28 protein-coding genes are annotated in these 24,162 nt (G+C 68.0%); 17 read left to right on the forward strand and 11 right to left on the reverse strand.

The genetic code is table 11. The annotated features are described in order from the left end of the window. Positions 1–77 precede the first annotated feature (77 nt). From OPF83_RS06365 to OPF83_RS06375, 3 genes are all read left to right on the forward strand, one after another. A complete protein-coding gene (locus OPF83_RS06365; RefSeq protein WP_264886407.1) occupies positions 78–572 on the forward strand; it encodes a MarR family winged helix-turn-helix transcriptional regulator in 495 nt (164 codons plus the stop codon). Continuing rightward, complete coding sequence (locus OPF83_RS06370; RefSeq protein ID WP_264886408.1) at positions 569–1,141, forward strand: SdpI family protein; 573 nt, start codon at positions 569–571, stop codon at positions 1,139–1,141. Before OPF83_RS06365 ends, OPF83_RS06370 begins: the two co-directional genes overlap by 4 nt. An 80-nt stretch (positions 1,142–1,221) precedes the next feature. After that, positions 1,222–1,779: a hemerythrin domain-containing protein gene (locus OPF83_RS06375; protein WP_264886410.1), complete on the forward strand. Its 558-nt coding sequence runs from the start codon at positions 1,222–1,224 to the stop codon at positions 1,777–1,779. Between the two features lie 19 nt (positions 1,780–1,798). Here OPF83_RS06375 and OPF83_RS06380 read toward each other — a convergent pair whose 3' ends face one another. Both OPF83_RS06380 and OPF83_RS06385 read right to left on the reverse strand, forming a co-directional pair. Further along, positions 1,799–2,188, reverse strand: a complete 390-nt coding sequence (locus OPF83_RS06380; RefSeq protein WP_264886411.1) for a hypothetical protein — start codon at positions 2,186–2,188, stop codon at positions 1,799–1,801. Then, positions 2,185–2,568, reverse strand: coding sequence for a YidH family protein (locus OPF83_RS06385; RefSeq protein ID WP_264886412.1), 384 nt, complete (start codon positions 2,566–2,568; stop codon positions 2,185–2,187). Before OPF83_RS06385 ends, OPF83_RS06380 begins: the two co-directional genes overlap by 4 nt. Positions 2,569–2,668: 100 nt before the next feature. Between OPF83_RS06385 and OPF83_RS06390 the strand changes: the two genes are divergently transcribed. Further along, on the forward strand, positions 2,669–3,649 hold the full coding sequence (locus OPF83_RS06390; RefSeq protein ID WP_264886454.1) for a bile acid:sodium symporter family protein: 981 nt from the start codon (positions 2,669–2,671) through the stop codon (positions 3,647–3,649). Here OPF83_RS06390 and OPF83_RS06395 read toward each other — a convergent pair. Then, positions 3,613–4,203 carry a VanZ family protein gene (locus tag OPF83_RS06395; protein ID WP_264886413.1) on the reverse strand — a complete coding sequence of 197 codons (591 nt, stop codon included), beginning with the start codon at positions 4,201–4,203 and terminating at the stop codon, positions 3,613–3,615. The genes OPF83_RS06390 and OPF83_RS06395 overlap by 37 nt on opposite strands. Before the next feature lie 124 nt (positions 4,204–4,327). Between OPF83_RS06395 and OPF83_RS06400 the strand changes: the two genes are divergently transcribed. Continuing rightward, the gene (locus tag OPF83_RS06400) at positions 4,328–4,915 is read left to right on the forward strand and encodes a TetR/AcrR family transcriptional regulator (RefSeq protein WP_264886414.1); all 588 of its coding nucleotides are present in this window, start codon (positions 4,328–4,330) and stop codon (positions 4,913–4,915) included. Then, a complete protein-coding gene (locus tag OPF83_RS06405) occupies positions 4,912–6,486 on the forward strand; it encodes an MFS transporter (protein ID WP_264886415.1) in 1,575 nt (524 codons plus the stop codon). The genes OPF83_RS06400 and OPF83_RS06405 overlap by 4 nt, the downstream gene beginning before the upstream one ends. A 491-nt stretch (positions 6,487–6,977) precedes the next feature. Here the strand turns inward: OPF83_RS06405 and OPF83_RS06410 are convergent, their stop codons facing one another. Continuing rightward, a complete protein-coding gene (locus OPF83_RS06410) occupies positions 6,978–7,160 on the reverse strand; it encodes a hypothetical protein (RefSeq protein ID WP_264886416.1) in 183 nt (60 codons plus the stop codon). A gap of 255 nt (positions 7,161–7,415) precedes the next feature. Between OPF83_RS06410 and OPF83_RS06415 the strand changes: the two genes are divergently transcribed. Next, positions 7,416–7,745 carry a hypothetical protein gene (locus OPF83_RS06415; protein ID WP_264886417.1) on the forward strand — a complete coding sequence of 110 codons (330 nt, stop codon included), beginning with the start codon at positions 7,416–7,418 and terminating at the stop codon, positions 7,743–7,745. Positions 7,746–7,853: 108 nt separating this feature from the next. Further along, entirely contained in the window at positions 7,854–8,411 is a 558-nt protein-coding gene (locus OPF83_RS06420) for a GNAT family N-acetyltransferase (RefSeq protein WP_264886418.1), read from the forward strand. Position 8,412: 1 nt separating this feature from the next. On the opposite strand, the gene OPF83_RS06425 is transcribed toward OPF83_RS06420, so the two are convergent. Beyond that, positions 8,413–8,826 (reverse strand): MarR family winged helix-turn-helix transcriptional regulator, encoded by a 414-nt coding sequence (locus OPF83_RS06425; RefSeq protein WP_264886419.1) that lies wholly within the window; start codon positions 8,824–8,826, stop codon positions 8,413–8,415. Between the two features lie 108 nt (positions 8,827–8,934). Here OPF83_RS06425 and OPF83_RS06430 point away from each other — a divergent pair, with 108 nt between their 5' ends. Next, on the forward strand, positions 8,935–10,179 hold the full coding sequence (locus OPF83_RS06430; protein WP_264886420.1) for a cytochrome P450: 1,245 nt from the start codon (positions 8,935–8,937) through the stop codon (positions 10,177–10,179). Positions 10,180–10,249: 70 nt separating this feature from the next. On the opposite strand, the gene OPF83_RS06435 is transcribed toward OPF83_RS06430, so the two are convergent. From OPF83_RS06435 to OPF83_RS06450, 4 genes are read right to left on the reverse strand one after another with little or no spacing between them, the layout of a single operon-like run. Beyond that, positions 10,250–10,972: an ABC transporter ATP-binding protein gene (locus OPF83_RS06435; RefSeq protein WP_264886455.1), complete on the reverse strand. Its 723-nt coding sequence runs from the start codon at positions 10,970–10,972 to the stop codon at positions 10,250–10,252. Positions 10,973–10,974: 2 nt separating this feature from the next. Continuing rightward, complete coding sequence (locus tag OPF83_RS06440; protein ID WP_264886456.1) at positions 10,975–12,771, reverse strand: ATP-binding cassette domain-containing protein; 1,797 nt, start codon at positions 12,769–12,771, stop codon at positions 10,975–10,977. A 10-nt stretch (positions 12,772–12,781) separates the two neighbouring features. Further along, positions 12,782–13,648 carry a branched-chain amino acid ABC transporter permease gene (locus tag OPF83_RS06445; protein WP_264886421.1) on the reverse strand — a complete coding sequence of 289 codons (867 nt, stop codon included), beginning with the start codon at positions 13,646–13,648 and terminating at the stop codon, positions 12,782–12,784. After that, complete coding sequence (locus OPF83_RS06450; protein ID WP_264886422.1) at positions 13,645–14,880, reverse strand: ABC transporter substrate-binding protein; 1,236 nt, start codon at positions 14,878–14,880, stop codon at positions 13,645–13,647. The genes OPF83_RS06445 and OPF83_RS06450 overlap by 4 nt, the downstream gene beginning before the upstream one ends. A 140-nt stretch (positions 14,881–15,020) precedes the next feature. Here OPF83_RS06450 and OPF83_RS06455 point away from each other — a divergent pair, with 140 nt between their 5' ends. The 8 genes from OPF83_RS06455 to OPF83_RS06490 all read left to right on the forward strand — a co-directional run bounded on the left by OPF83_RS06455 (position 15,021) and on the right by OPF83_RS06490 (position 23,002). Continuing rightward, a complete protein-coding gene (locus OPF83_RS06455; RefSeq protein WP_264886423.1) occupies positions 15,021–15,695 on the forward strand; it encodes a TetR/AcrR family transcriptional regulator in 675 nt (224 codons plus the stop codon). Positions 15,696–15,889: 194 nt separating this feature from the next. After that, on the forward strand, positions 15,890–17,101 hold the full coding sequence (locus OPF83_RS06460) for an ABC transporter substrate-binding protein (RefSeq protein ID WP_264886424.1): 1,212 nt from the start codon (positions 15,890–15,892) through the stop codon (positions 17,099–17,101). Further along, positions 17,098–17,973 (forward strand): branched-chain amino acid ABC transporter permease, encoded by an 876-nt coding sequence (locus tag OPF83_RS06465; protein ID WP_264886425.1) that lies wholly within the window; start codon positions 17,098–17,100, stop codon positions 17,971–17,973. Before OPF83_RS06460 ends, OPF83_RS06465 begins: the two co-directional genes overlap by 4 nt. Continuing rightward, positions 17,973–18,980, forward strand: a complete 1,008-nt coding sequence (locus OPF83_RS06470; protein ID WP_264886426.1) for a branched-chain amino acid ABC transporter permease — start codon at positions 17,973–17,975, stop codon at positions 18,978–18,980. Before OPF83_RS06465 ends, OPF83_RS06470 begins: the two co-directional genes overlap by 1 nt. Before the next feature lie 5 nt (positions 18,981–18,985). Continuing rightward, the gene (locus OPF83_RS06475) at positions 18,986–19,798 is read left to right on the forward strand and encodes an ABC transporter ATP-binding protein (protein ID WP_264886427.1); all 813 of its coding nucleotides are present in this window, start codon (positions 18,986–18,988) and stop codon (positions 19,796–19,798) included. Continuing rightward, positions 19,795–20,496: an ABC transporter ATP-binding protein gene (locus tag OPF83_RS06480; RefSeq protein ID WP_264886428.1), complete on the forward strand. Its 702-nt coding sequence runs from the start codon at positions 19,795–19,797 to the stop codon at positions 20,494–20,496. The genes OPF83_RS06475 and OPF83_RS06480 overlap by 4 nt, the downstream gene beginning before the upstream one ends. Then, positions 20,493–22,157 (forward strand): class I adenylate-forming enzyme family protein, encoded by a 1,665-nt coding sequence (locus OPF83_RS06485; protein WP_264886429.1) that lies wholly within the window; start codon positions 20,493–20,495, stop codon positions 22,155–22,157. Before OPF83_RS06480 ends, OPF83_RS06485 begins: the two co-directional genes overlap by 4 nt. Next, the gene (locus OPF83_RS06490) at positions 22,157–23,002 is read left to right on the forward strand and encodes a mycofactocin-coupled SDR family oxidoreductase (protein ID WP_264886431.1); all 846 of its coding nucleotides are present in this window, start codon (positions 22,157–22,159) and stop codon (positions 23,000–23,002) included. The genes OPF83_RS06485 and OPF83_RS06490 overlap by 1 nt, the downstream gene beginning before the upstream one ends. 107 nt (positions 23,003–23,109) lie before the next feature. On the opposite strand, the gene OPF83_RS06495 is transcribed toward OPF83_RS06490, so the two are convergent. Both OPF83_RS06495 and OPF83_RS06500 read right to left on the reverse strand, forming a co-directional pair. Further along, positions 23,110–23,457 carry a branched-chain amino acid transporter permease gene (locus tag OPF83_RS06495; RefSeq protein WP_264886432.1) on the reverse strand — a complete coding sequence of 116 codons (348 nt, stop codon included), beginning with the start codon at positions 23,455–23,457 and terminating at the stop codon, positions 23,110–23,112. Then, positions 23,454–24,158, reverse strand: a complete 705-nt coding sequence (locus OPF83_RS06500) for an AzlC family ABC transporter permease (protein ID WP_309297746.1) — start codon at positions 24,156–24,158, stop codon at positions 23,454–23,456. Before OPF83_RS06500 ends, OPF83_RS06495 begins: the two co-directional genes overlap by 4 nt. Positions 24,159–24,162 lie beyond the last annotated feature (4 nt).

The raw sequence follows: 24,162 nt of genomic DNA on the forward strand, positions 1-24,162 counted from the left end.
TCAATCTTGTACGTGATACGTCACAAAGTTCTATCCAACGGCTATGTGCCATGTCAACTAAGGGCTATGATGGAGTCATGACTGAACAGGTGAAGTGGCTCAATGAGCAGGAAAAAGCCCTGTGGGGGTCGTTCCTCGCGATCGAGGGACACCTCCACCTCGCGATCCAGCGAGACCTCAAGACCTCCTCCAATCTGACCGAGCCGGAGTTCGAGGTCCTCGTGCATCTCAGCGAGGCGGACGGCCCGGTGCGCATGACCGCGCTCGCCGACGCGCTCCAGTGGGAGCGGAGTCGCGTGTCGCACCAGGTCACCCGCATGACAAAGCGCGGGCTCGTGCAACGCACGAGTTGCCCCGAGGACGGACGTGGCGCGTTCGTGTCCACCACCGCCGAGGGGATGAGGGAGATCGAGAAGGCGGCGCCGGACCACGTGCGGACCGTGCGGCGCGTGTTCCTGGACCGATTGGACGACGACGACAAGCGTGAACTCGCCCGACTCCTGGCCAAGGTGGAGAGCGGATTCGACGTGACTCGGACTTCCGCGCCCTCCGGCGTACCCTCGAAGTCGTGAATGCAGTGCTCGTGGTGGTCGTGGTGCTCCTCGCCGGGCTCGCCCTCGTCGTGGGCGCGACCGGTGCCCTCGCGATGGCGGGCAAGCTCCCCGGCAACGACATCCTGGGAGTGCGCACGCCCGAGACCCGTAAGTCCCCGGAGGCGTGGGACGTGGCCAACCGGGCCGCCGGCCCCGCCTTCCTCGGATCGGGCCTGACGCTCCTGCTCGGAACGGTCGCCCTGCCACTGGTCGGCGGCTGGGTGGGCGGGATCGTCGTCGTCGTCGCCGTCGTCATCTCCTTCGCACTGCTCAACGTGGCCGGCATCGCCGGGGCACGCGCGGCGGCGATCTGGGACGACGCGCAGCCCGACGAGGGCGGCTGCGGCTGCGGCCCCGACGGCTGCGGCGGCCACCCCGGCGAGTCCGAGGCGGGCGGCTGCTCCCCCGCCGGTGACGCGGGCGCCGGCCATGCGGACGCCGGGTGCGAAGGCGGCGCCGCGGACCCCGCGAGAGATTGCGGCGTGACCGGCGGCTGCGGCTCCTGCGCACTCCAGAGCATGTGCGAGACGGGGACCGCCGGCCGCTGAGGGGACCCTCCGGTGGCCGGCGGCAGCGCGCGCTCCTACGGTGTGAATCCTCACCACCCCCAACCGTGAAGGGATTCGCCATGGCCCAGAAGGACGTCATTGAGGTCCTCACCGCCGACCACCGCGAGATGATCGGACTCCTCGAACTGATCGAGGAGACCACCGACCCCGCCGAACGGCGCGCACTCGCCGATGCCGCGACCGCCGAGATCGTGCGGCACTCCGTCGCCGAGGAGCTGTTCGTCTACCCCGTGTACACGCGGGAGGTCACCGACGGCGCGGACGAGGTCGAGCACGACAAGGAAGAGCACCAGGAGCTCGAGGAGACGCTCGTCAAGCTCGAGGGCGTCGACGCGGAGGACGCCGAGTTCCTGCGACTGGTCCGCGAACTGAAGGGCCAACTCGACCACCACGCCGACGACGAGGAATCCGACCAGTTTCCCAAGCTGCGGCGGGCCGTCTCCGCCGAGGAGCTGGTCGACCTGGGCCGCAAGGTGGAAGCCGCCAAGAAGGTCGCCCCGACCCGGCCCCACCCCGGCTCACCCCACTCCGAGCTGTTCCACATGACGGTGGGGCTGGGGGTCGGGATGGTCGACCGGCTGCGCGACGCGCTGAGCGGTCGCATCGAGAACACCTGAGCCGGCCCGGCGCGGACTATCAGCCCAGCGCCTGCACCAGCACCGCGGCGAGCCCACACGCGGAGATCACGATGATCATCGCCACCAGGCCCACGTTGTAGAGCGCCTGCGTCTGCTGGACCTCACCGGCACGGACGAACCGGCCCACGCGCCTCTCGTGCCCTCGCTGCACCCGGAGCAACGCGAGTAGCGGGACCACCGTGAGCAGGGAGAACGCTGACGCCCACAGCCACGAGAACTCGCCCACCAGCTTGGCCACGAGCGTGATGTTGACCCCCACCACGGCCCAGGTGCGGGCCCAGGACAGACTCGTGCGCTCGGCCTGCAGGCCAGCATCCGGCGGGACCGCCGTGGGCGAGATACCGATCACCCGCGGGCGCCGGCGCGGCTGTGGCCGGGGGTCGGTCATGTGAACGTGCCGCTGAGGATCGCGACGATGAGAACCACGGCGCCGATCGAGATCCCCAGCGTCAACAGGATCGACGCCTGGGGCATGGGCAACGGCTGCTTGTGCCGCATGGCGAACTCGATCCGGATCCAGCGACGGAAGGCCACGATCGCCAGCAGCGCCGCCAGCACCAGCAGGATGCAGGCCAGTGGCGTGCGGATGATCTCGGGGATCTCGTCTCCGGCGAACGCCTCGAGCGCCACCGCGCCGGCCGTCAATCCGAGACTCGTGCGGATCCATGCCAGGAAAGTGCGCTCGTTGGCGAGGGTGAACCGCGGGTCCGGCTCGCGGCCGTCCCTCAGTGCTCTGGGCCGCCAGCCCGACCCGCCGCTGTCCGTCATGTCCCCGAGCCTATCCGGCAGGCGTCGTCGTGGGAGGAACCGGCGAGCACCGCCCGACTCGATGCCGGCCCCCGCACCCCGAGGTGGTCCAATGTCTTCCATGGAATTCCTGCGTCGCCTGCGGATCGAGCCGTTCATCCTGGCGATCCTCGCCGCTGTGATCGTGGCCGCCATCCTGCCCGCCACGGGTGGCGCGGCGGAGGCGCTGGACTGGGTGACCGCCATCGGGATCGCAGTGCTGTTCTTCCTCTACGGTGCCCGTCTCGAGCCGCGCGAGCTCCGCGTCGGCCTGCGGCACTGGCGGCTGCACTCGGTGGTGCTTGCCGCGACGTTCCTGGTGTTCCCGCTGCTCGGGCTCCTGGGCCAGTGGGCGCTCACTCCCCTGCTCGGCGCCCCGCTGGCGGCGGGTTTCCTCTTCCTCACGCTGGTGCCGTCGACGGTGCAGTCGTCGATCACGTTCGTGTCCATCGCTCGCGGGCACGTCAGCGCGGCGGTCGTCTCGGCGTCGGTGTCCAACCTGTTGGGCGTGTTCGTCACGCCGCTGCTGGTGTTCGCGCTCATGACGACCGACGGGTCCGTGACCATCACCTGGGAGTCGGTCGGCACGATCGCGCTGCAGCTCCTCCTTCCGTTCGTGCTGGGCCAGGTCTTCCGCGACCGGATCCTGCCGATCACCTCGAAGATCAAGCGCCTGGCCCTGTTCGACAAGACGGTGATCGTGCTGGTGGTCTACGCGGCGTTCTCGGAGGGTGTGGCCGAGGGGATCTGGACGATGGTCGGCGTGCCGCAGGTGGCGATTCTCATCGGCGCGTGCCTGGTGTTGCTCGCGGTGGTGCTGGGTCTGACGGAGGTCGCGGCCCGCGCGTTCGGTTTCGATCAGCGTGACAAGCGAGTGGTGCAGTTCTGCGGGTCCAAGAAGTCGCTGGCCACGGGCCTGCCGATGGCGGCGGTCCTGTTCGTGGGCCAGCCGCTGGGCCTGCTGGTGCTGCCGTTGATGCTCTTCCACCAGATCCAGCTCATCGTGTGCGCGTGGCTGGCGGGTCGCTACGGCCGGGCGGAGGAGACGCCGGTGGCCGCCTGAGCGGTCGCCATCTCCACGACCTTGTCGGGGTCGCCGAGTCGCGGCCCGAGGATGACCAGTACCGCGAAGACGCCCGCGGCGACCAGTGCGAGTCCGATCCAGACCGGGTAGAGACGGCGCCCGGCGAGGCGGGCGATCACCGCGCCCACTCCGGCGCCCACCGCGTTGAAGAGCAGGTCGGAGACGTCGGAGTGTCCCAGGGCGAAGAGGTACTGGAGCGTCTCGACGGTGGCGCTGGCCAATAGTCCGACGACGACGACAAGGGCCATCGCCCGCCTGCGATGCTCCAGCAGGATGTACAGGAGTACTCCCACCGGGACGAAGAAGGCCATATTGCCGAGGTAGTCGAACAGGGGCCCGAACCAGGTGGTGGAGTCCCGGTAGAGGGCGAACGGCACCCATTCCAACGAGCGGTTTCGCTGGGCTTCCGGTCGCCACAGCATGCCGATCACGAAGAAGGCCTTGAGCATGGTCAGCGCCACCACCACGGCGCTGTAGGCGACGAGCGCCACCGCCGCCCCGGTCCGGAGGCGCGAGTTCGTCGGTTGCGTCACCGATCCAGTGTCGCAGCCGGAAGTGCAGAGGGGCTGCCACGGCCCCGAGCACGGCATTTCGGACTCCTCGCCACATTGCTGTACTTTTGTACGCGTACATTTGTACAACAACGAGAGGAGCCCCGTGACGAGTGCCGGACGCACCCGCGACCCCGAGGAGCGGATCCGTGAGATCGGTCGTGCCGCTGCCGAGTTGATCACCGAGAGCGGGCCCGCTGCGCTGACCCATCGGGCGGTCGCCGCGCGCGCCGGAGTCGCCGTGGGGACCACCACGCGGTACTTCGCCACGATTGATGACCTACGCAAGCACGCGCTCGAGTTTCTGGCCGAGGAAATCGAGAACGACCTGGGTGAGCTCGCCCGCGATCTGGCCGAGGCCGCCGATCCGGTCGCCTACCTCGCCGTCGCCGTCGCCGAGAGCCTGACCGACCGTCAGGCCGTTCTCGCCGAATGTTCCCTGGTGTTCGCGGGACTGTTCGAGGACGACCTCCGGGAACTGAGCCTGCGGTGGTACGCCGGGGTGACCGAGGTCCTGACCCCCTCCTTCGGCAGAGCTCGCTCCGAGATGCTCGCCATGTGCCTGGACGGTGCCAGCATCAACACCGCGCTCACCGGAACCGCACCCACCGCCGCCCGACTCGAGGCCCTCATCCGGGCGATCTCGACCATGCCCGAGCCTTCCGACCCTTCCCGTGAGGACCCCACCGCATGAGCGACACCGCCACCCCCGCTGCCCGGAGCGAGCTACGGGCGGACCCGCACATCGTGGGCCCGTACGATCCGTCGCGTCGGTGGCTCGGCCTGGCCACACTGACGTTCTCCCTGCTGGCCATCACCACGGACATGACGATCCTCAACGTGGCGATCCCGCAGATGTCCGCGGACCTGCAGCCCAGCGCGTCGCAGCAGTTGTGGATCATCGACGCGTACTCGCTTGTCATGGCCGGCCTGCTCATCTCCATGTCGTCCATCGCCGACCGCTGGGGCCGCAAACGCATGCTGCTGTTGGGCTACGCACTCATCGCGCTCGCGTCCGTGCTCGTCCTGGTGGCGCACTCCCCCGGTGTCGTCATCGCGTTGCGCGTCCTGCTCGGCATCGGCGCGGCAATGGTCATGCCGTCCACCCTGTCGTTGTTGCGCGTGACGTTCACCGACACCCGCGAGCGCGCCACCGCCTTGGCCGTGTGGGCGGCGGTCGCCGGCATCGGCGCCGCGGTGGGTCCGCTTCTCGGCGGTTTCCTGCTCGAGACGTTCCACTGGCAGTCGGCGTTCCTGGTCAGCGTCCCGATGATGGCCATCGCCTTCGCCAGCGCCATTTTCACGATTCCCGAGTCCCGCGTCCCCGAGCCGGGCCCGTGGGACCCCGTCGCCGCCGCCCTCACGCTGGTCGGCATGTCCACCACGATCTGGGCCATCAAGAAGTTCAGCGAGGAGGCCTCGCTCGGTTACCTTCCCGCGTGGATCGCGTTCGCCCTCGGAGTGGGCGCACTCTGGCTGTTCGTGCGGCGGTGCCTGCGGTCGGACTCTCCCCTGCTCGATGTGACGATGTTCCGTCACCGCATCTTCTCGGCCGGGGTGCTGGCCGCCCTCATCGCGAGTTTCTCCATGTCTGCCGGGCTCCTGCTGCTGGCGCAGTGGCTGCAGCTCGTCAACGGCGCGAGCGCGCTGGAGTCCGGACTGCAGCTCATGCCGCTGGCACTCGCCGCCGCCGTCACCTCGCTGCTCGCGCCGGTTCTCTCGGAGCGCATCGGTATGCGCTCCACCATCTTTCTGGCCCTCTTCGTGGCCGGCGCCGGGATGCTCTACCTCGGCATCCGAGGCGAGAACCTCGACCTGACCTCGGTGTTCATCGCTCTCGCACTGATCGGCGCCGGAATCGGCGCGCTCGCCCTGGCCTCGTCGATGATCATGGGCGGCGTCCCGCGCTCGAAGGCCGGCAACGCGGCGGCCATGGAGGACACGTCCTATGAGTTCGGCGCCGTGCTGGGAATCGCGATCCTGGGCTCGCTCGCCTCATTCCTCTATCGGCAGAACCTCGGCGTCCCCGCCGAGGCGGCCGCACTCGGCGCTGACGCCACGGAAGCCGTGCGCGATTCGCTCGGTGGCGCCGTCGCCGTGGCCGAGAGTGCGGGGCTGCCGGACCTGGCTGCGCGCGCAGGCGAGGCCTTCACCTCCGGCCTGGGCATGGCCGGCCTGATCGGCGGACTCATCCTGGTCGCCTTCGCGTTCGTGGTGTTCTTCCTGACCCCCGAGGGCACGATGCTCGCCGATCTCGAGCACTGATCGCGTAGGTGCTGCGCCCAGGAGCCGCCCCAGAATCCACCAATCCGGCGCCGCACCGGCGCGAGCCAATGTGATCTCCGACTCGTTTCTGAGCTATCCAAGTATATCCTCATGTTAATGGTGATGCACCAACAAGTTAACGGCCGTCCAGTGTCACCTGTGCGTATCAAGTAGCGCTTATCAACTCCTGCTCATTCCGGGTGATTCGCTCTGCGATTCGCGATTTTGGTAAGGCAGCGAAACTGTTGCCGACGGACTCAGGTGACTTTAATGTTCCCGCCGTACGCGCCGCTCCGGCCGTATGGCGGCGGGTCGACTCTCGTCGTGTAGACCAGTCACCCGGGGGGTCGGAACGTGTCAGACAGCTTCTCGCGGCGTGCTCTCGGTCCGGTCCCCACCACTGTGTTGGTGCTCGCCGGACTCGCCCTGATCGGCTTCACCGGTGGCGCTAGCACGGCACTGGCGATGGGGTCGGGAAGCTCATCTGACTCTCAGGACGTGACCATCGCACAGACCTCCGGCCAGGCGGGTATCGCCGCGACGGACGAGCCGTCTCGCCCGGTGGCAGAGAAGTCCACGACCACCAACCCATCGACGTCGACAGCTCCGGCGAAGTCCGAGTCCCTGCCGTCGTCGACGAACGCGCAGCCCCGCCCGGCCGCAGAGCCGGACACTGCGCCGCCGCCGGTCCGTGTCCCGGTTGCATCACCACGGCCAGTCAACCCCCAGCCGTATCGGCCTGCGCCGGCACCAGCACCCGCACCAGCAACGGCACCGGCACCAGCGCCGGCACCGGCTCCAGCGCCGGCACCACTCGTCATCGACCTCGGTGGCCGCGGGGAAATCATCCCGCAGGCACCCATCAAACCAATCGAACTGCACATTCCCTGACCACACTCGGTCGAACCACAACAGAAGGAAGAAATCACATGCTCGCTGCAGCTACCGCCATCTCCGGCTTCGTCCTCTCCCTCCTCGCCGGACTCGGCCCCATCGCCGCCCCCATCATCGGCGCCGCCACCATCGCTGGCCCCGTTGCCACCGCCGGCACCGCTCTCGCCGGCCTCGCCGGCACCGGCTCCGCCGCCGGCGGTTCTGCTGCGCTCGGCGGCGGTGCTGCCGCCGTGGGCGCCAACCCCCACGCCCAGGTCGGCATCCAGAACGGCATCAACGACACGCTGAACACCGCGAAGGAGAACTTCGCCGGCTCCGTCAACGGCTTGAACATCCCCGGCGCTCCGCAGATCACCTTCAACTGATCTCCTGCGCGATCACCCCGGTGATCTGCTGCAACTGATTCAGTAGACTGAGGCCCTCGGACTCCCACCAGATTGGGAGTGCGAGGGCCTCGGTGTTTCACTTACGCCATGACCAGCGTGACCTTCCTGCAGCAGACCGCCGCGAGCCAGCTCCGGCCGTCTGCGCCTGCGAACGTGACGATCGCTCGCGTCTCCCCTGCCGAGCCCGAGTTCAACGCACGGATGTACCGGGAGATCGGCACAGACTGGAACTGGGGCGACCGCCTCTCCTGGTCCGACGACCGGTGGGCCACGTACTGCGCGGACCCCTGCATCAGCACACTCCGGGCCACGGTTGACGGCGACGTCGTCGGCTTCGCCGAGCTCCGCACGAATGTCGGTGCTGCGCTGAAAGTCGGTGCGGCACTGGATGCCGATGCGGCAGCGAACGTGGATGTAGATATGGAGCTGGTCTACTTCGGCATCCTGCCCGAGTTCACCGGCCGTGGCCTGGGCGGATGGTTCCTGTCCGAGGTTTGTCGCATCGCGTGGATGGTGCCCGGATGTCGCCGTGTGTGGCTGCACACCTGTGACGACGACTCCCCCGCGGCGATCCCCAACTACCTCGCCCGCGGCTTCGAGGTATACGCCCGGTCAGACTCCGGATGCGCCGCATGTAGCGATTGACTTATTGCGAGACCAGCCGGACCAGGGAGCGCCCGCTCATCCGGGAGATCAACTTCTCCGACAACGCGCCGAACGTCTGCAGCTCGTCGTCGTCGAGGCCCTCGAACAGCCATTCCGCCAGGGCGACGCGCGCCGACACCACCTCGTCCACGATGCGCCGCGACTCCTCGGTGAGATCAATCAACCGGACCCGCCGATCCTCCGGTGACAGGTGCCGTTCCACGTGCCCACTCGACTCCAGACCGTCGACGAGGGCGGTCACCTGACGAGGGGAACAGTCCAGGTAAGAGGCCAATTCCACTTGCTTGCACCGACCCTGCAGGCCCAGCACGAACAGTAACTCCAGGCGCGGAACGGTGAGTCCGTAGTTCGCGGCCGCACGTGCGATCGATCCGGACATCTGTTCAGAAAGCATCAGAGCCCGGTCGAGAATCTCACTCGAAGATAGTGCCACCTGTATATAGTTACCACCATTCACGGTTTTGGTCCGTCGGGGGAGGCGGACCAGTAGGTAGGAGGAACCATGGACGTGACCATTCCAGCAGGGTTCGACTTCACCGATCCCGAACTGTTCGAGAAGCGGCTCCCGCATGAGGAGTGGCGGCAGCTCCGGAAGTCAGAGCCGATCCGACGCGTCGAGAAGCGCCGCGGCAGTGACGGTTTCGACGACGACCACTACTGGTTGCTCACCAAGCACGCCGACGTCAAGGAGGTCTCGCGCATCACCGGCGAGAAGTTCTCGGCGGGGGAGAACACCATGATCCCGCGGTTCGCCGAGGGCACCGACCGCTCGATCATCGAGGCCCAGCGCGAGATGCTCGTCAACGAGGACGGCGAGATCCACAAGAAGCACCGCCGGATCATCTCGCGCGGCTTCACCCCGCGCGGCGTGGCCGGCATGCGCGACGAGCTGGCCGAACGCGCGCGCCAGATCGTCACCGAGGCCGCCAAGAACAACGCGGACGACTTCGTGACCGCCGTGGCCTCCGAGCTGCCGCTCCAGGCGATAGCCGAACTGCTCGGCGTGCCGCAGGAGGACCGCCACCAGATCTTCGAGTGGTCCAACACCATGACCAGCTACGACGTGCCCGGCGGAATGGACCTCGCCGCAGTAGCATCGATGCAGCTCATCGACTATTTCCAGAACATGGCCAACGAGCGGGCCGCGAACCCGCAGGACGACATCGTCTCCAAACTCGTCCAGGCCGACATCGACGGTGAGCACCTCTCACCCGAGGAGTTCGGCTGGTTCGTCACCCTGCTGGCCGTGGCCGGCAACGAGACGACCCGCAACGCGACCACCCACGGCATGGTCGCGATGCTCGATCATCCCGAGCAGTGGAAACTGTTCAAGTCCGAGCGCCCCGAAACCGCATACGACGAGATCCTGCGGTGGGCCTCACCCATCACCCAGTTCCAGCGCACCGCCATGGAAGACGTGGAGATCGGGGGAGTGACCATCCGCAAGGGGGAGCGGGCGCTGCTCTGTTACGCTTCCGCGAACTTCGACGAGGACGTGTTCGAGGACCCGTTCACCTTCAACATCCTGCGAGACCCGAACCCGCACGTGACCTTCGGCGGCCAGGGCCCGCACTACTGCATCGGCGCCAACCTCGCGAAGATGCAGCTCGAGCTGATCTTCAACGCGATCGCGGACTACTTCCCGGACCTCACCGCCCTCGGCGAACCCACGCGCCTGCGCTCCGGCTGGCTCAACGGCCTCACCGAGTGGAAGGTCGACCTGGGACGCTGCCCCGTACTGAGCTGAGTCGGGAACGATTGGCTGACCGGAGGTGGGCCGCTCGGCTGACCAGGGGCGGGGGACTGCCCGCCCCTGGTCAGCCGGAGCCCAGGTAGATCTCCTGGAGCAGCTCGCCGTCCCGGTAGTCCTCGGGCGGGCCGGAGGACACGATCCGGCCCGAGTCCAGCACGGCGACCCGGTCGGCGACGTCCAGTGCCACGTCGACGAGCTGTTCGACGACGACCACGGCCAGACCTTCGTCTCGCAGCTGCCGCACGGTCCGGAAGACCTCCGTGCGGACTGCCGGCGCCAGGCCTGCGGACGGTTCGTCGAGCAGCAGGACCGACGGTTCCGCGGCCAGGGCCTGGGCGATCGCGAGCATCTGCTGCTGCCCACCGGACAGCCCACCGGCGCGATCCGAGCGCTTCTCCTCCAATACCGGGAACCGGTCGTAGGCCGCGGCGAGCGCCTTTTTCCGCGCCGGGGACCGCATGGACCAGCCCGCGGAGGAATAGGTCCCCAGCAGAAGGTTCTCCTCGACGGTCCGACTGCGGAAGACCCGCTTGCCCTCCTGGACCAGCCCGACCCCTGCGGCAGCTCTCCTGTGGGCGGGCAGCCCGGTGATGTCGCGGCCGTCGATGGAGATCGTGCCCGATCGGACTGTGGGCAGCAGACCGGCGACAGCTGACAGCAGTGAGGTCTTGCCGGCACCGTTGCGCCCCAGCACCACCTGCAGGCTGCCGGCCCCGACCTCGAGATCAATGTCCTGGAGGACCGCCAAGTCCCCGTATCCGCCACCGAGTCCGTGCACTGTCAGCATCGTCACCGGGTTCCTCCGTTGCTCTCGGGTGTGGTGCCCAGGTATTCGGTGGCCACGTCGTCATCGTCACGGATCTCGGCGGGAGTGCCCTCCACCAGCGTCGTGCCCCGTGAGAGCACGTGCACGTGGTCAGCCAGGCGCATGACCAGTGGGAAGTTGTGCTCGACCAGGATCACCGTGACGCCTGCGTCGCGGATGCGCAGGAGCAGCTCCTCGAGCCGCGACAGGTCGCCCTCGTCGAGACCGGAACCGACCTCGTCGAGCAGGAGCACGGAGGGGGAGGCTGCGAGGGAGCGGGCCACCTCGACGAGTCGCCGGTTACCCAGCGGGAGTGCGTCGACGTTCGCGTGCAGCACGTCACCGAGTCCGAGAGCGGTCAACAGCTGTTCGGCGCGGACCGTGGCCTCACGAACGCGCCGGCGGTGCGCGGGCAGCCGCAGGACGGTCTGGCCCAGCGAGACGGGATCGGTGAGGTACCCCCCGAGCGCGACGAAGTCGACCGTCGTCACTCCAGCGGGCATGATCGGCGTCTGGAACGTGCGCATCACCCCGGCCCTGGCGACGGCGTCGACGCTCATGGAGCTGATCGTTCTGGCGTCGGGACCGTCGCCCAAACGTACCGAGCCCGAGTCGGGGCGCAGGAAGCCGTTGATCATGTTGAGCACGGTCGTCTTGCCGGATCCGTTGGTGCCGATCAAGGCGGTGATCTCACCTGGTCGTGCGGTGAAGCTGACGCCCCGGACCGCATGGTTGCCCCCGAAGGACTTCTCCAGGCCGTCCACCACGAGCGCGGCACCGGAGAGCGTGTCGAGCTGCAGCGCGTCATCGGTGTGAGACCCCTCGGTCACGAGGCGGCCCGGCGCGGGCAAGAACCGGGACAACCAGCGGCGGAGGAGGCCGACCACGCCGTCGGGCAGGGCGATGGCCAGCACGACGAGAAGGAGCCCGAAGATGATCAACTGGTACTGGTTGAACCCGGTCAGGGAACTCTCGGTGAAGTGCAGCACCGCCGCGCCCAGCAGCGCGCCGTAGATCGAGGTTCCTCCACCGAGGACGGATGCGGCGAGCAAGGTGATGGCCAGTCCGAAGGTGAACGAGTCCGGGGCGAGGAAGCCGTCCATCCAGGCGAAGAGCGCTCCGCCGAGTGCCGGGGCGATCGTGCCGAGGACGTAGACCTTGAGCTTGGTCCGGTAGACGGACATGCCCAGGGCACCGGCCAGTTCCGGGCTCTGGCGCAGTACCAGGAAGCCTGTGCCGTGCGGGGACAGGATGATGTTGCGAACGACGAGGAACCACACCGCGGTGACCACCACCACGACGATGTAGTACCCGTACGCGCCGAGCTCACCGCCGAAGAATGTCGCGCGATCGACTGCCATTCCCTGGCCGCCGCCGGTCCAACGGCCGAAGATCTCGATGAGGTTCGGGACGATGAGGACGAGGAAGAAGGTCACCATCGCCAATGGCCAGCCGGACAGTCGCAGACTCGGGACACCGGTGATCAAGCCGACGATCACCGCGCCGATGATCACCGCCACGAGTCCGATCAGCAGGTCCGTCTGTCCGAGCGACATCCCCACGAATCCGGCGATGTAGGCGCCGATCGCGTAGAACGCGACCTGGCCCACCGCTAGCTCGCCGGCGTAGCCGAGCACGAGATTGAGCCCGGAGACCATGAGGGCCAGGACTGCCACGAGCATGATGTCTCGGGCGGCCACCGCTCCGATCAGGCCGAACGAGGGCCCGATGAGGAGCAGCGCCAGGAGCAGGACCGGAACGGCCGGTCCGAATCGTCTCATCGTGGTCACGTCAGACCGTCCTTTGCGCGGGGGCCCCGAAGAACCCGCTGGGCTTGACCAGCAGGATCACCAGGAGCAGAACGAACACAGCCACTTGCGCGTACTCGGCACCCAGGTAGCGGCCGGCAAGTGCACTGAGCAGTCCGGCGATGAATCCGCCGATCAGGCCCCCGAGCTGGTTTCCGGCGCCACCGATGACCACCGCGACGATGCCGAGGACCGCCAACGAGTGGCCGAGGTTGGAGTCGGCGTAGGTGTTCCCGGCGACGAACAGTCCCATGCCGCCGGCGACCGCGCCGGACAGGGCGAACGCCCCCATGCCGAGACCGCGGGCGTTGATCCCCCGGGCGCCCGCGGCGTCCGGGTCCTCGGCCGAGGCCAGGGCCCCGAGTCCGACCATGGTGCGGGTCATCGTGAGGTGGAGGACGACGACGACGAGGATGACCAGCGCGATCAGCAGTAGATCACTGGGCCTGACGATTCCTCCGAACACCCGGATGGTGTCGCTGGAGATCACGGTGGGCACCGAGAGCGGCCGATCGCCGAAGAGGACCTTGACCACGCCTTCCAGGATCTGGCTCACCCCGATGGTGACGATCAACGCCGTCAGGTGCCGGTGGTCCGCGATCAGTGTGCGCAGCGCAGCCCGTTCCATGAGCAGGGACAACACAGCTACCAGCACTGCGCCGATCAGCACACCCAGCGGCCAGGGCAGTCCCCACTCCACGGTCACCACGTAGGCGGAGTAGGTGCCCGCCATGAGGAACGTCGCGTAGGCGAAGTTCACCATCCCGGCCGAGAGCAGGACGATGTTGTACCCGGTCGCGATGAGTGCGTACAGACTGCCCAGGACCAGTCCCTGCCAGATCGTGGTCACGACCGCTTACCCGGCACGTACATGCCGCCGTCGTCGTACATGCCGGGTTCGATGTAGAGGAAGATCTCCGGCGGGCTGAAGGGGAAGTGGGTCTCCTCCGAGTAGTGGTAAGGGTTGGGGCCCTTGGAGTCGGTCACCCACGGGGTGGCGTCGCCTCCCTCCTCGGGGAGGTCGTTGTAGAAGGTGTCGACGATGGACTCGGTGTCGGTCGCACCACCGTTCTGTTCCACGGCCCAGGCGGTGAGCTGCACGGCCGCCGCGGACACGGCGGGGAGACGCACGCCGGTCTGATGCAGCGTGTCGCCCTCGGGCATCTCCTTGACCTTGTCGATGAAGCTCGCCATCTCGGCCGGAGTCTCACCCTCGTTGACCGTCCAGTTGGACTGGATGACCCGGACCGCCTCAAGCTCCTCCTCGGAGAAGTCGTTGACGAACGGGTACGTCGACGAGGTCTGCGTCGAGAAGCTGGGGATATCCCACCGCATCCCCGAGCGTGAGCGCATCAGGTACTGGACGGGCGTGCCGTAGCCCTCGAAGATCAGGGCGTCAGGGTTCTGCGACCGCAGTTGCTCGAGTTGCGGGGTCATGTCCAGCGCGTCGGGCTGGTAGCCAACGGAGACGAACTCCAGGCCCGCGCCCTCGACCTCCTCCCTGTAGGCCGCTTCGGCCGCCTGACCGGTGGGATTGTTACTGAAGATCATCGCAACCTTGGTGAAGTCGCGTTCCTCGGCGATCTGCACGAACGGCGGGACGTAGGCGTCGGTCAGCTCGGCGGTTCCGAAGTGGTAGGGGAATTTCTCCGGGTCGTTGAGCTGCGAGGCGACGGTGGCGCCGATCGTCAGGATCTCCTCGCGCGTGGTGATCGGGAGCAACGAGAGCGACACAGCGGACGATCCGCCGGGGTAGACGAGGTCGGGCTTGTTCCCCGAGTTGATCTGCTCCTGGAGTGCGCTCACCGCACTGGTGGGATCGTTCTGGTCGTTGTTCTCGACAAGGACGACTTCACGTCCACCGATTCCGCCGGCAGCGTTCGCGTCGTCGACAGCGACTTTGATCCCGGACAACAGTGCGCGGTTGAGTGTCGACGTCGCACCGGTCATGTCAGCGGTGAAGAACACGCGGAACGGGCCGTCCGAAGAGGACTCCTCGCCCAGCTGCTGTCCGCCACACCCCGCGAGCACGAGCGGCAGCGCCAGGGCACCGGCCAGGACCTTGGATACAGGACGATTCACGAGCGCCACCTTTCGGGAGATGCCAAGCAAGCGTTCAGTTGGTTTCTCTTGTATACCTGTGTCGTGCGTCACTTTCAACCGATGGCGGAGGCTACCCATCACCAGTCGACACCGCAGGGGCGTCGGGTAAGGATGTGCAAATGACCACCCGTCGGAGCCAGATCAAACGTGTTGCAGCGAAACTGTTCGTCGAGAGCGGGGTCGCGGGCACCAGCGTGCGTGATATCGCCGACGGCGTAGGGCTCCTCTCGGGCAGCCTCTATCACCACTTCCCCTCCAAGGACGCGATCGCCTTCGCGATCATCGATGACTTCCTCAGGGATCTGATATCGCGGTATGAGTCGGTCCATCCCCACGTCCACGGCATGCGGGCGGAGCTCCGGGCACTCGTCCACTCATCGATCGAGATCGCGACCAGACACCCGTACGCGACCGAGATCTACCAGAACGAACGCTTCTACCACGGCCCCAACGCCCCCGCCCCGATTGCCGCGGCGGTCCAACGCGCCCACGAGTTCTGGCTGGATACGGCCTTCAGAGCACGCGATTCCGGCGAACTCCGTGCCGAGCTCGATCCACCCGAGTTCGCACGCATGGTCCGCGACGGCGTGTGGTGGTCAGTCCGTCACCACCGAGAGTCGCTGGCCGAACAGGGGGCGAGCATCGCGGACACCCTCCTCGCGGTGTTCGTCGACGGTGGGGCCGTCCCTGCACCGACGCAACAGTCCGGACCGGAGGCGTCGCACGACATCCGGTCACGCCTGGCCGTCCTCGAGGCCCGCGTGGCCGCATTGGAGAACGGGCCTGACGAGTGAACCGGTAGTCCGCGTTAACCAGCCCGCGCCTACCGCTCCGCGTGAGCCAGTCCGCGTGAGCCAGTCCGCGTGAGCCAGTCCGCGTCGATCACCCCTCGTCGGCCGGCCGTCGTTGACAACCTGCGTGCCGTAGATCACACTGCCTAGCATCCGCTTGTTTCTGCCCGAGCAAATGCTTGCCTAGTGGAGGCTTCATGCAGAGATCACGCCTGAGTCGCGCACTCACTGCCGTACTCGTCCCGCTGCTCGCGGCCGCGGGCTGCGCGTCCGTGGTCAGTCCCGTCGAGGACTACATCGTGATCGGAATGGACGAGGATTCGACCGGCCCGGGAGCGTCGTACTCGACGATCGCCGGCTCGACGGTCCGAGCGACCATCGACCGGATCAACGCCGAGGGCGGGATCAACGGCCGCGAGGTGCGACTCGTGGTGGAGAACGACGAGAGCAGTCCCACCAACACCCCCTCGATCATCCGAAAGCTCATGGACCGGGGCGCGGCAGCGGTGATCCTGTCCACGGGCAGTGGCGCGGCCCTGCAGGCCAAGCAGGTCTCGGAGAGCTCCGAGATCGTCACCATCGCGCCCACGGCTCTCACCGATGCCGTCGCCGGACCCCCGGGGAACCAGTACGCCTACATGGTCCCCAACCCGTTGGCGCAGTACGCGGACGTGTACTGCGGCGCCTTCGAGCAGACGGGAAAGACGCGGCTGGGGATCCTCGCCGACGCGAGTCCGGCGATCTCCGGCATCCTCGCGACACTCGATCCGAAGCTCCGGGAGTGCATCGAGGTGGTCGACACCCAGAAGGCCGCGGTCGATTCTGCGGATCTCACGGCTGGAGTGAGTCGCCTGCTCGCCGCCGAGCCCGACGTGGTTCTGGTCGCCAGCGTCGGCGGAAGCTTCGAGTTGCTCGCGCAGAACACGCTGCACCGCCTGGCACCGGACGTCCAGCGCTACTCGCTGGCCTCGATCGGCAATCAGCCACAGGCCTGGGAACTCGCCGACCCCGGGTCACTCGACGGGCTCGTCTACATGGGCAGCCTCAGCACCGACAATCCCCGGACCGACGAGCTCGAGCGGTGGCTGCGGACGATCAAGGGCCCTTCCTACTCCCTGACCGCCTATGACGCCCAGGCCTACGACTCGGTGATGCTCATCAAGCGGGCCATCGAGATCGCCGGGACCCACACGGACCCACAGAAGCTGAACGAGGCGATGCAACAGGTCCGGGATGTCCCCGCCAGTTTCGGCCAGGAGCCGCTGACCCTGTCCCTCACCCCGGACAAGCACATCGCCCCGGACTCCGCCTGCGGCCTGGTGCTCATCGAGTTCGGACCGGACAACACACCGTCGGGCCCGTGGTCCGAGTACCAGCCTGAATGCACACCCGAGGAGGCACAGCCGTGAGCGATCCCCAACTCTGGCTGGCGGCGGCCGAGATCGGCTGTTTCTTCGCCCTGGTCGCGCTGTCCATCTACCTCGTCGTGGTGGGCGCGGACTTCTTCAACTTCGCCGCGGGCCCGTACGCCATGGCCGCCGCGATGCTCACCGGGTATGCAGCAGCGTCCTGGGGGCTCCCGGTCCTCGCGGGCGCGGCATTGGGCGTCCTCGTCGGTGTCGTGATCGCGATCGCCACCGAAATCGTCATCGTCCGACCCGTCCAACGTCGATCCGGGGGAGCAGAACTCCCCGCCCTGGTGGCGGTCACGGCCACACTGTTCGCCATCCAACAGTTGGCCGGGACGGCGTTCGGCCGCACCCCGGTCCCGGTGGACAACCTCCTGCCCGTCACGGATTTCCGGATCGGCGGCCTCTCGGTGCAGGGATCGACCGTCACGATCCTCCTGGTCGCGGTCGTGGTGCTGGCGGCGACGATCCTGTGGCTGCGGCTTTCGACGACGGGCCAGCTGCTCCGGGCGGTCGGGGACAACCCCGGGGCTGCGCAGACCATCGGTGTCGGGGTGAACCGGGTACGGCTCTGGGCGTTCGGCGTTTCGGGGGCGGTCGCCGGCATCGCCGGGATCGTCTTCGCAGCGAAATCCGGGGTGCAGTTCACCAGCGGACTGTCCTGGACCCTCACCGGATTCCTCGCCCTCGTCATCGGCGGTACCGGCAAGCCGTGGGCCCCGCTCGTCGGGGGTCTGCTCCTCGGGTGCGTCCAGGTGTTCGGCGGATTCTATTTTGGCGCGACGGGAAGCTCGATCGCCATCTTCCTCATCGCCCTCGTCTTCTTCGCCTTCCGCCCGGAGGGACTGTTCCAGCGAAAGGTGCGTGTCTGATGAGCACCACCGACCTGACCCGCGCATCGCATCCTCCAGCGACGTCCACCGCGAGTCGGCACACCCTGCGGACGGTGGCCGGCGAGGTGCTCACATGCCTGCTCGTGGTGGCGGGCGTACTGGTGTGGATGGGACCGAGCCTCTACCGCCAGGACCTTGTGTTCCTCACCGCCACCTACGCACTGATCGCCTTGGGCATGTACCTCCCGTTCGTCCTCGCCGGCTCGCTGTCGATGGCCTACAGCGCCTATGCGGCGATCGGCGCCTACGCCGTGGCGTATCTCTCGGTCAAGCAGAACCTGTCCCCGTGGTGGGGCTGGCTCGTCGGGGCGGTGATCGCCGCGGTCGTCGCCGTCGTCATCGCGCTCGCCACCAGGAAACTGTCGGGCTTCTACCTCGCCGCGGTCACCCTGCTGTTCGCCCTCGCCTTCGAGCACTGGCTCGGCGACGCCACCACCATCACTGGCGGCGCGTCCGGGATCTCGGCGATACCGGTTCCGACGCTCTTCGGCTGGGAACCCCCGCGATACTCGCAGGTCGTCGCAGCGATTGTGCTGGTCTGCGTGATCGCGGTCCTCATGGACCGGCTGCGCCGCTCGTCCTGGGGGCTGGCGCTGTCGACCGCCCGGGAGAGCATCCCGGCGGTCCAGTCCGCGGGAATCTCACCCACGCACCTCAGTGTCGTGGCACTGGCGGTCGGGGCGGCCATCGCCTCCCTGGGCGGCGCGGTGTTCACCGCCTCGGTGCAGGCCGTGACACCCGAGACGTTCGGCCTGGACCTGGTCTTCCTGGCGATCTTCATGCCCATCATCGGCGGCCGCGGTTCGGCGTGGGGCGCGCCCCTGGGGGCGCTCATCGTCGTGGCGGTCACCCTCAACATGCCGGGGTACCAGGGCTCGGGCGAACTGCTCCTCGCCGTGGTGGTGCTGGTCATCCTGCTCCTGGCCCCCGGAGGGGTCATCGGATGGGCGCGTCAGGCACTCTCCCGTATCCGCGGAAGGAAGTGAGCTCCATGCCGACCACACCCGCGAACCGCGATGTCCCGGACGGGGAGGCCCTCCTCACGGTCTCCGGGATGACCAAGACCTACGGCGGCGTCACGGCGGTCGACGACGTCGGTTTCTCTCTCCCGGCGGGCTCGGTCCTCGGCCTGGTGGGACCCAACGGTGCGGGCAAGACGACCCTCGTGGACTGCATCGTGGGCACGCAGACGGCGACCGCCGGCACTATCGCGGTGGAGGGGCGGATCCTCCGGTCCGGACCCACGGTCCGTGCCCGCGCCGGGCTGGCTCGCACGTTCCAGCACCCCCAGCTTGCCCTGGACCTCAGCCCGGTGGAGAACATCGTCCCAGGCCTGGTGGGAAGTCGGATCGGCTCCTACGCGGCCTCCGTCCGCGCCATGGTCCGTGGGCTCGCCGGCACCCCGCACGACGTCCTGGCGCAGGCCGCGCGGCTCGCCGCGGAATACGGTGTGCCCGAGGTCGAATCGACCGGTGACCTCGGTCTCGGGGCGCAGCGGCTCGTCGAGATCGCCCGCGCCATGGCCGCACGGCCGAGGGTGCTGCTGCTCGACGAACCGTTCGCGGGCTCGGATCCGGACGGGATCGCGGCGATATCGCATGCGATCGGGCAGGTCCGTGACTCCGGACGATCCGTGGTGCTCGTCGACCACAACGTCGATCTCATCGCGGAGCTCGCGGACGCCGTGGTGCTCCTCGCCGAGGGCAGGGTCGCCTTCGCCGGCGATCCGGACGAGTGTATGCGCAGTCCCGAGATGCAGGCCGTCTACTTCGGCACCACGCCGTCAACGAAGGAGGCCCGATGATCTCCGCGTCAGGGATCACCGTCCGCTACGGCAGTGCTCTCGCCGTTCGGGAGGCGTCGCTCACCGCCCCTGCCGGCACCGTCACCGCCGTCGTCGGTCCGAACGGCGCCGGCAAATCCAGCCTCATGTCCGCCCTGCTCGGCTCGGTCCCGGCCGCCGGCTCGGTCGAAGTGGGCGGCGTCGACCTCAGCTCCGTCCCGTCCGGGAAGCGCCTCCGGTCCGGGCTCGCCTACGTCCCGCAGGGGCGTCAGCTCTTCCCCCGACTTACCGTGCGGGAGAACCTCGAGATCGGTGCCCGACTCCTCGGCCGGCGCAACGACGTGCTGGGCACCGCATTCGACCGGTTTCCCATCCTGCGAACCCGCCAACGGAGCCTCGCCGGCGTGCTGTCCGGTGGCGAGCAACAGATGCTGGTCCTGGCCCGCGCCTTGTTGGTGCAACCGAGCACCCTGCTCCTCGACGAGATGACCACCGGCCTGTCGCCCAAGATCGGCGGTGAGCTGCTCGACCTGGTCCGCGCACTGGCCGACTCCGGGGTGACGGTCGTGGTGGCCGAACCCGCTCTGCACCGGGTGGCCCGGATCGTCGACCGCGGTTACGTGATGATGCGCGGCGGCCTGAGCGAGCCGTACCCCGACGCGGAGTCCCTGGACTCCGCCTACCGGTCCGCGATGGGCCTCCTGGAGGAAGCGCTGTGACCGACTCCGCATCCGTTCCCGTCGGCGACAGCCTCGACGATTTCACCCTCGCACCCGAGAAGTTCGCCGAGGTATCCGTGAGCGGAATGGTCCGCCATTGGGCCCGCACCCGCGCTGACGACCCGGCCTATATCGACACCGAAGGCATCCTCAGCTGGTCGGGCTACGACCGCGCCGCCGATCTCGTATACGCTGCCCTCGTCCCGGAGGACGGATCAGACGCGCCGGGCTCGGCGGCGGTGTACCTGCCCGATACCGCCGGATTCCACATCGCGCTGGTCGGCGCCTACCGGGCCGGTGTACGGGTCGCGGCCATGGGAGCGCGCTCGGGGCCGGCCGAGATCGCCCACATCATGTCGACCGCCGGTGCCCGGGTCCTCGTCACCGCTCCGTCCATCCGCGGCCGCTCTGTCGGAGAACTACTCGACGACCTCGAGTCCAGGGGGCTGGGCCTCGACGCCGTGATCATCGTCGACGGCACCGAGATCGTCAGCGGTCACGGACCCGTTGTCAGACGCGAAGTCGACCCCTCCCGTGCGTTCGGGGTGGACGAGATCTCGATGCTCAACAGCACCTCCGGGACGACGGGACGTCCCAAGCTGGTCACGCAGACACAGCGCAGGTGGGTCGCCTTCGCGGGCGTGGCCTGCCGGAAGGGCGAACTGGATCGTGACGAGACGATCGCGGCGTTCGTCCCCGCGCCGTTCGGCTTCGGGCTCTGGACATCACACTTCCTTCCCGCCCTGATGGGTCGGCCGACCCTTGTCATGGACCGCTTCGACGCCTCGGTCGCCATCTCGTTGATGCGTGACCACGGTGCGACGGTGCTCGCGTGCGTGAGCACGCAGTTCCGGATGATGCTGCACTCCGAGCATCCCCCGCTGAGCGAGCACACCTCCCTTCGCGTGATGTACACCGGTGGCGAAGCCGTGCCCACCACGGAGGCCAGGAGGTTCGAGGAGATCACCGGCGCCCGGGCCCTCCAGTTCTACGGCTCGAACGAGACCGGGGCCGCCAGCGCGACCTCGATCCACGACGACGACGAGACCCGCCTCGCCACAGGGGGTTACCTCCTCCCCGAGATGCAGGTCCGCGTGTTCGACGGGGGTCGGGAGATCCCCGGACCCGGCCTCCGTCGTGGGCAACCGGCTGTGCGAGGACCGCTCATGTCCCGGGGCTACTGGAACGACGATGCGGCCAATGCCGAACTGTTCACCGACGACGGGTGGATTCTGCTGGGCGACGTGGTGGAGGTGGACGAGTCGGACCGACTCAGAGTCGTGGGCAGAATCGCGGACCTCATCATCCGGGGTGGCAAGAACATCTCCGCGGTGGAGGTCGAAGATCACGTCCGTGAGCATCCCGCGGTCGCGATGGTGGCGGCGGTGGGAGTGCCGGACCCGCTTTTCGGGGAGCGCCTGTGCGTCGTCGTCACGCTGCGGAGTGGGGCCGATGACCTGTCCCTGCCCGACCTCACCACATGGCTCCGCGATCGCGGCGTGACGCGGGAGTATCTTCCGGAGCGCCTCCTCGTCGTCGACTCCCTGCCCACGGCACCGGGCGGGAAGATCGCCAAGGGCGAGGTCCGCGGACTCGCCGAGGCGGCGACCACCGACGCCACGGCCACCGACGCCACGACCACCGAGTCGGGTGATCTCTGATGCCGCGACGCGAACAGGACCTCCGGGGCAGGACCGCCCTGGTGACGGGCGCCGGGCGCGGGCAGGGTCGGGCCGTCGCCGTCGCCCTCGCACGTCGGGGTGCCGTGGTCTGGGCCACCGATCTGTGTGCCCCGTCGGGTACCGCGCCGTACCCTCTCGCGGAGCCGGGCGACCTCGACGAGACCGCACGGCTGGTCTCATCCGAGGGAGGAGAGTGCCATCCCGAGCTCCTCGACGTACGGGATCCCGAGGCCGTGAATGACCTGGTCGGACACGTCGTTGATAGCACCGGAAGCGTCGACATCCTGGTGACCTGTGCGGGGATCGTGGGCTTCGCCCCCACCGCCGAGCTGCGCGACGAGCAGTGGGCCGACATGATCGCCACAAATCTCACCGGCACGTTCCATTGCGTCCGAGCCGTCCTGCCTGGGATGGCTGACCGTCGATCCGGGAGGATCGTGGCGATCTCGTCGATGAGCGGTCGACAGGGCACGCCGAACCTCGCGCACTATTCGGCGTCCAAATGGGGCGTGATCGGACTGATCAAATCGGTCGCCCTCGAGTACGCGCAGCAGGGGGTTACCGCCAACGTGGTGTGTCCGACCAACGTGGACACCCCGATGCTGCACAACCCCGCCCTGTACTCGTTGTTCGCCCCTGACCTCGACAATCCGTCCCGGGATGACGTGGAACCGAGGTACGCCGCGATGAGTCCGATGCGGATCCCGTGGAGCCCGCCCGAGGCCATAGCTGACGCGGTCGACTACCTCGTCGGTGCCTCCGGTGATTACGTGACCGGATCTGTGCTCGACGTGGGCATGGGTTCCGCGGCGAGGATGCCGTAGGGCAACATCACTCGTCCCGCATCGGGGTCAGCCGTCAGAGTCCACTGTCAGAGTCCACTGTCAAAGTCACCGTCCGAGTCAGACGGTCAGAGTCAGACGAGCCAGAGTCAGACGAGCCAGGCCCGAAGGAGCATGTACGCGGCGGTGCCCACAACAATGCTCGCCGCCGTACGCCGAAAGGCGAGGTGCACAGCGAGAGTGAGAGCCAGTGCGCCGGCCGCAGGGGCCCACGAGGAGAGCTCTGCGGTGGTGTCGCGCAACGTGTAGACCACCAGCAACACCATGATCCCGGCCGGCATCGCGCCGCCCAGGTACCGCATCACCGCCGAGTCCCGCAGCCGGGTCAGGGCCACGAATGGCGCGGCGCGGAGCGCGACGGTCACCAGGAACATCACGCCCAGCCCGGCCAGCAGGTACCCGATCGAGGGCAGAGTCGAGGGGAGTGCGGGGCTCACGTCTCACCCCGCGCGCTCCGGGACTGCACGGCGAACCGCACGAGTAGCGCCGCCACGAAAAGGCAGAGCCCCACGAGCAGCATCTGCTCCGGCGCCACCACCAGCGCGATCAGCCCGCAGATCAGTCCCAGCACGGGGGACGGGAGGTCGCCGGAGGCACGCCAGGCGTCCACCGCGAGTACGGCGAACAGGGCCGTCAGGGCGAACTGGAGCCCGTCCAGCCCGGGCGGCAACGCCGCACCGATCAACCCTCCGACCACGCCCGGCAGCACCCAGCTCAGCTGGCAGACCACAGCGATGGTCAGGGTCCGGGCACCCGTCATCTCCGAACGCGGCTTGGTCGCCGTGATGGCGTACACCTCGTCGGTCAGGGAGTACACGGCGTACGCCTTGCCGAGTCGGGACCGGATCGACTCGATGGGGAAGCTCAGCCCGTAGAACACGTGCCGGAAGTTCACCAGGAAGGTCGCCGCGGCCAGCGAGTACAGCGGGGTCATAGCGGCGAGCATGCCAATCGCCAGGAACTCCATCGACCCGGCGTAGATCACGATCGAGAAGACCGGCGCCCACCACCACGCGAACCCCGCTTGCGTGATGAGCACGCCGAAGGCGATCCCGAGCGGGACCATGCCGATGGCGACGGGTACGGCGTCGGCGACGCCCTTGCGGATCTCGTCGCGAGTGGGGGACAGGGGTGGCACGGCG

The sequence above is a fragment of the Dietzia sp. NCCP-2495 genome, assembly GCF_026011735.1.
Taxonomy (GTDB): domain Bacteria; phylum Actinomycetota; class Actinomycetes; order Mycobacteriales; family Mycobacteriaceae; genus Dietzia.

Bases quoted from the DNA above. Each gene is read 5' to 3' on its own strand.
- OPF83_RS06470 (WP_264886426.1), top strand. From the start codon at position 17,973: ATGAGCACCACCGACCTGACCCGCGCATCGCATCCTCCAGCGACGTCC.
- OPF83_RS06385 (WP_264886412.1), bottom strand. From the start codon at position 2,568: ATGACGGACAGCGGCGGGTCGGGCTGGCGGCCCAGAGCACTGAGGGAC.
- OPF83_RS06480 (WP_264886428.1), top strand. From the start codon at position 19,795: ATGATCTCCGCGTCAGGGATCACCGTCCGCTACGGCAGTGCTCTCGCC.
- OPF83_RS06430 (WP_264886420.1), top strand. From the start codon at position 8,935: ATGGACGTGACCATTCCAGCAGGGTTCGACTTCACCGATCCCGAACTG.
- OPF83_RS06440 (WP_264886456.1), bottom strand. From the start codon at position 12,771: ATGAGACGATTCGGACCGGCCGTTCCGGTCCTGCTCCTGGCGCTGCTC.
- OPF83_RS06405 (WP_264886415.1), top strand. From the start codon at position 4,912: ATGAGCGACACCGCCACCCCCGCTGCCCGGAGCGAGCTACGGGCGGAC.
- OPF83_RS06420 (WP_264886418.1), top strand. From the start codon at position 7,854: ATGACCAGCGTGACCTTCCTGCAGCAGACCGCCGCGAGCCAGCTCCGG.
- OPF83_RS06380 (WP_264886411.1), bottom strand. From the start codon at position 2,188: ATGACCGACCCCCGGCCACAGCCGCGCCGGCGCCCGCGGGTGATCGGT.
- OPF83_RS06425 (WP_264886419.1), bottom strand. From the start codon at position 8,826: ATGCTTTCTGAACAGATGTCCGGATCGATCGCACGTGCGGCCGCGAAC.
- OPF83_RS06435 (WP_264886455.1), bottom strand. From the start codon at position 10,972: ATGCTGACAGTGCACGGACTCGGTGGCGGATACGGGGACTTGGCGGTC.
- OPF83_RS06455 (WP_264886423.1), top strand. From the start codon at position 15,021: ATGACCACCCGTCGGAGCCAGATCAAACGTGTTGCAGCGAAACTGTTC.
- OPF83_RS06415 (WP_264886417.1), top strand. From the start codon at position 7,416: ATGCTCGCTGCAGCTACCGCCATCTCCGGCTTCGTCCTCTCCCTCCTC.
- OPF83_RS06365 (WP_264886407.1), top strand. From the start codon at position 78: ATGACTGAACAGGTGAAGTGGCTCAATGAGCAGGAAAAAGCCCTGTGG.
- OPF83_RS06390 (WP_264886454.1), top strand. From the start codon at position 2,669: ATGGAATTCCTGCGTCGCCTGCGGATCGAGCCGTTCATCCTGGCGATC.
- OPF83_RS06490 (WP_264886431.1), top strand. From the start codon at position 22,157: ATGCCGCGACGCGAACAGGACCTCCGGGGCAGGACCGCCCTGGTGACG.
- OPF83_RS06375 (WP_264886410.1), top strand. From the start codon at position 1,222: ATGGCCCAGAAGGACGTCATTGAGGTCCTCACCGCCGACCACCGCGAG.
- OPF83_RS06460 (WP_264886424.1), top strand. From the start codon at position 15,890: ATGCAGAGATCACGCCTGAGTCGCGCACTCACTGCCGTACTCGTCCCG.
- OPF83_RS06475 (WP_264886427.1), top strand. From the start codon at position 18,986: ATGCCGACCACACCCGCGAACCGCGATGTCCCGGACGGGGAGGCCCTC.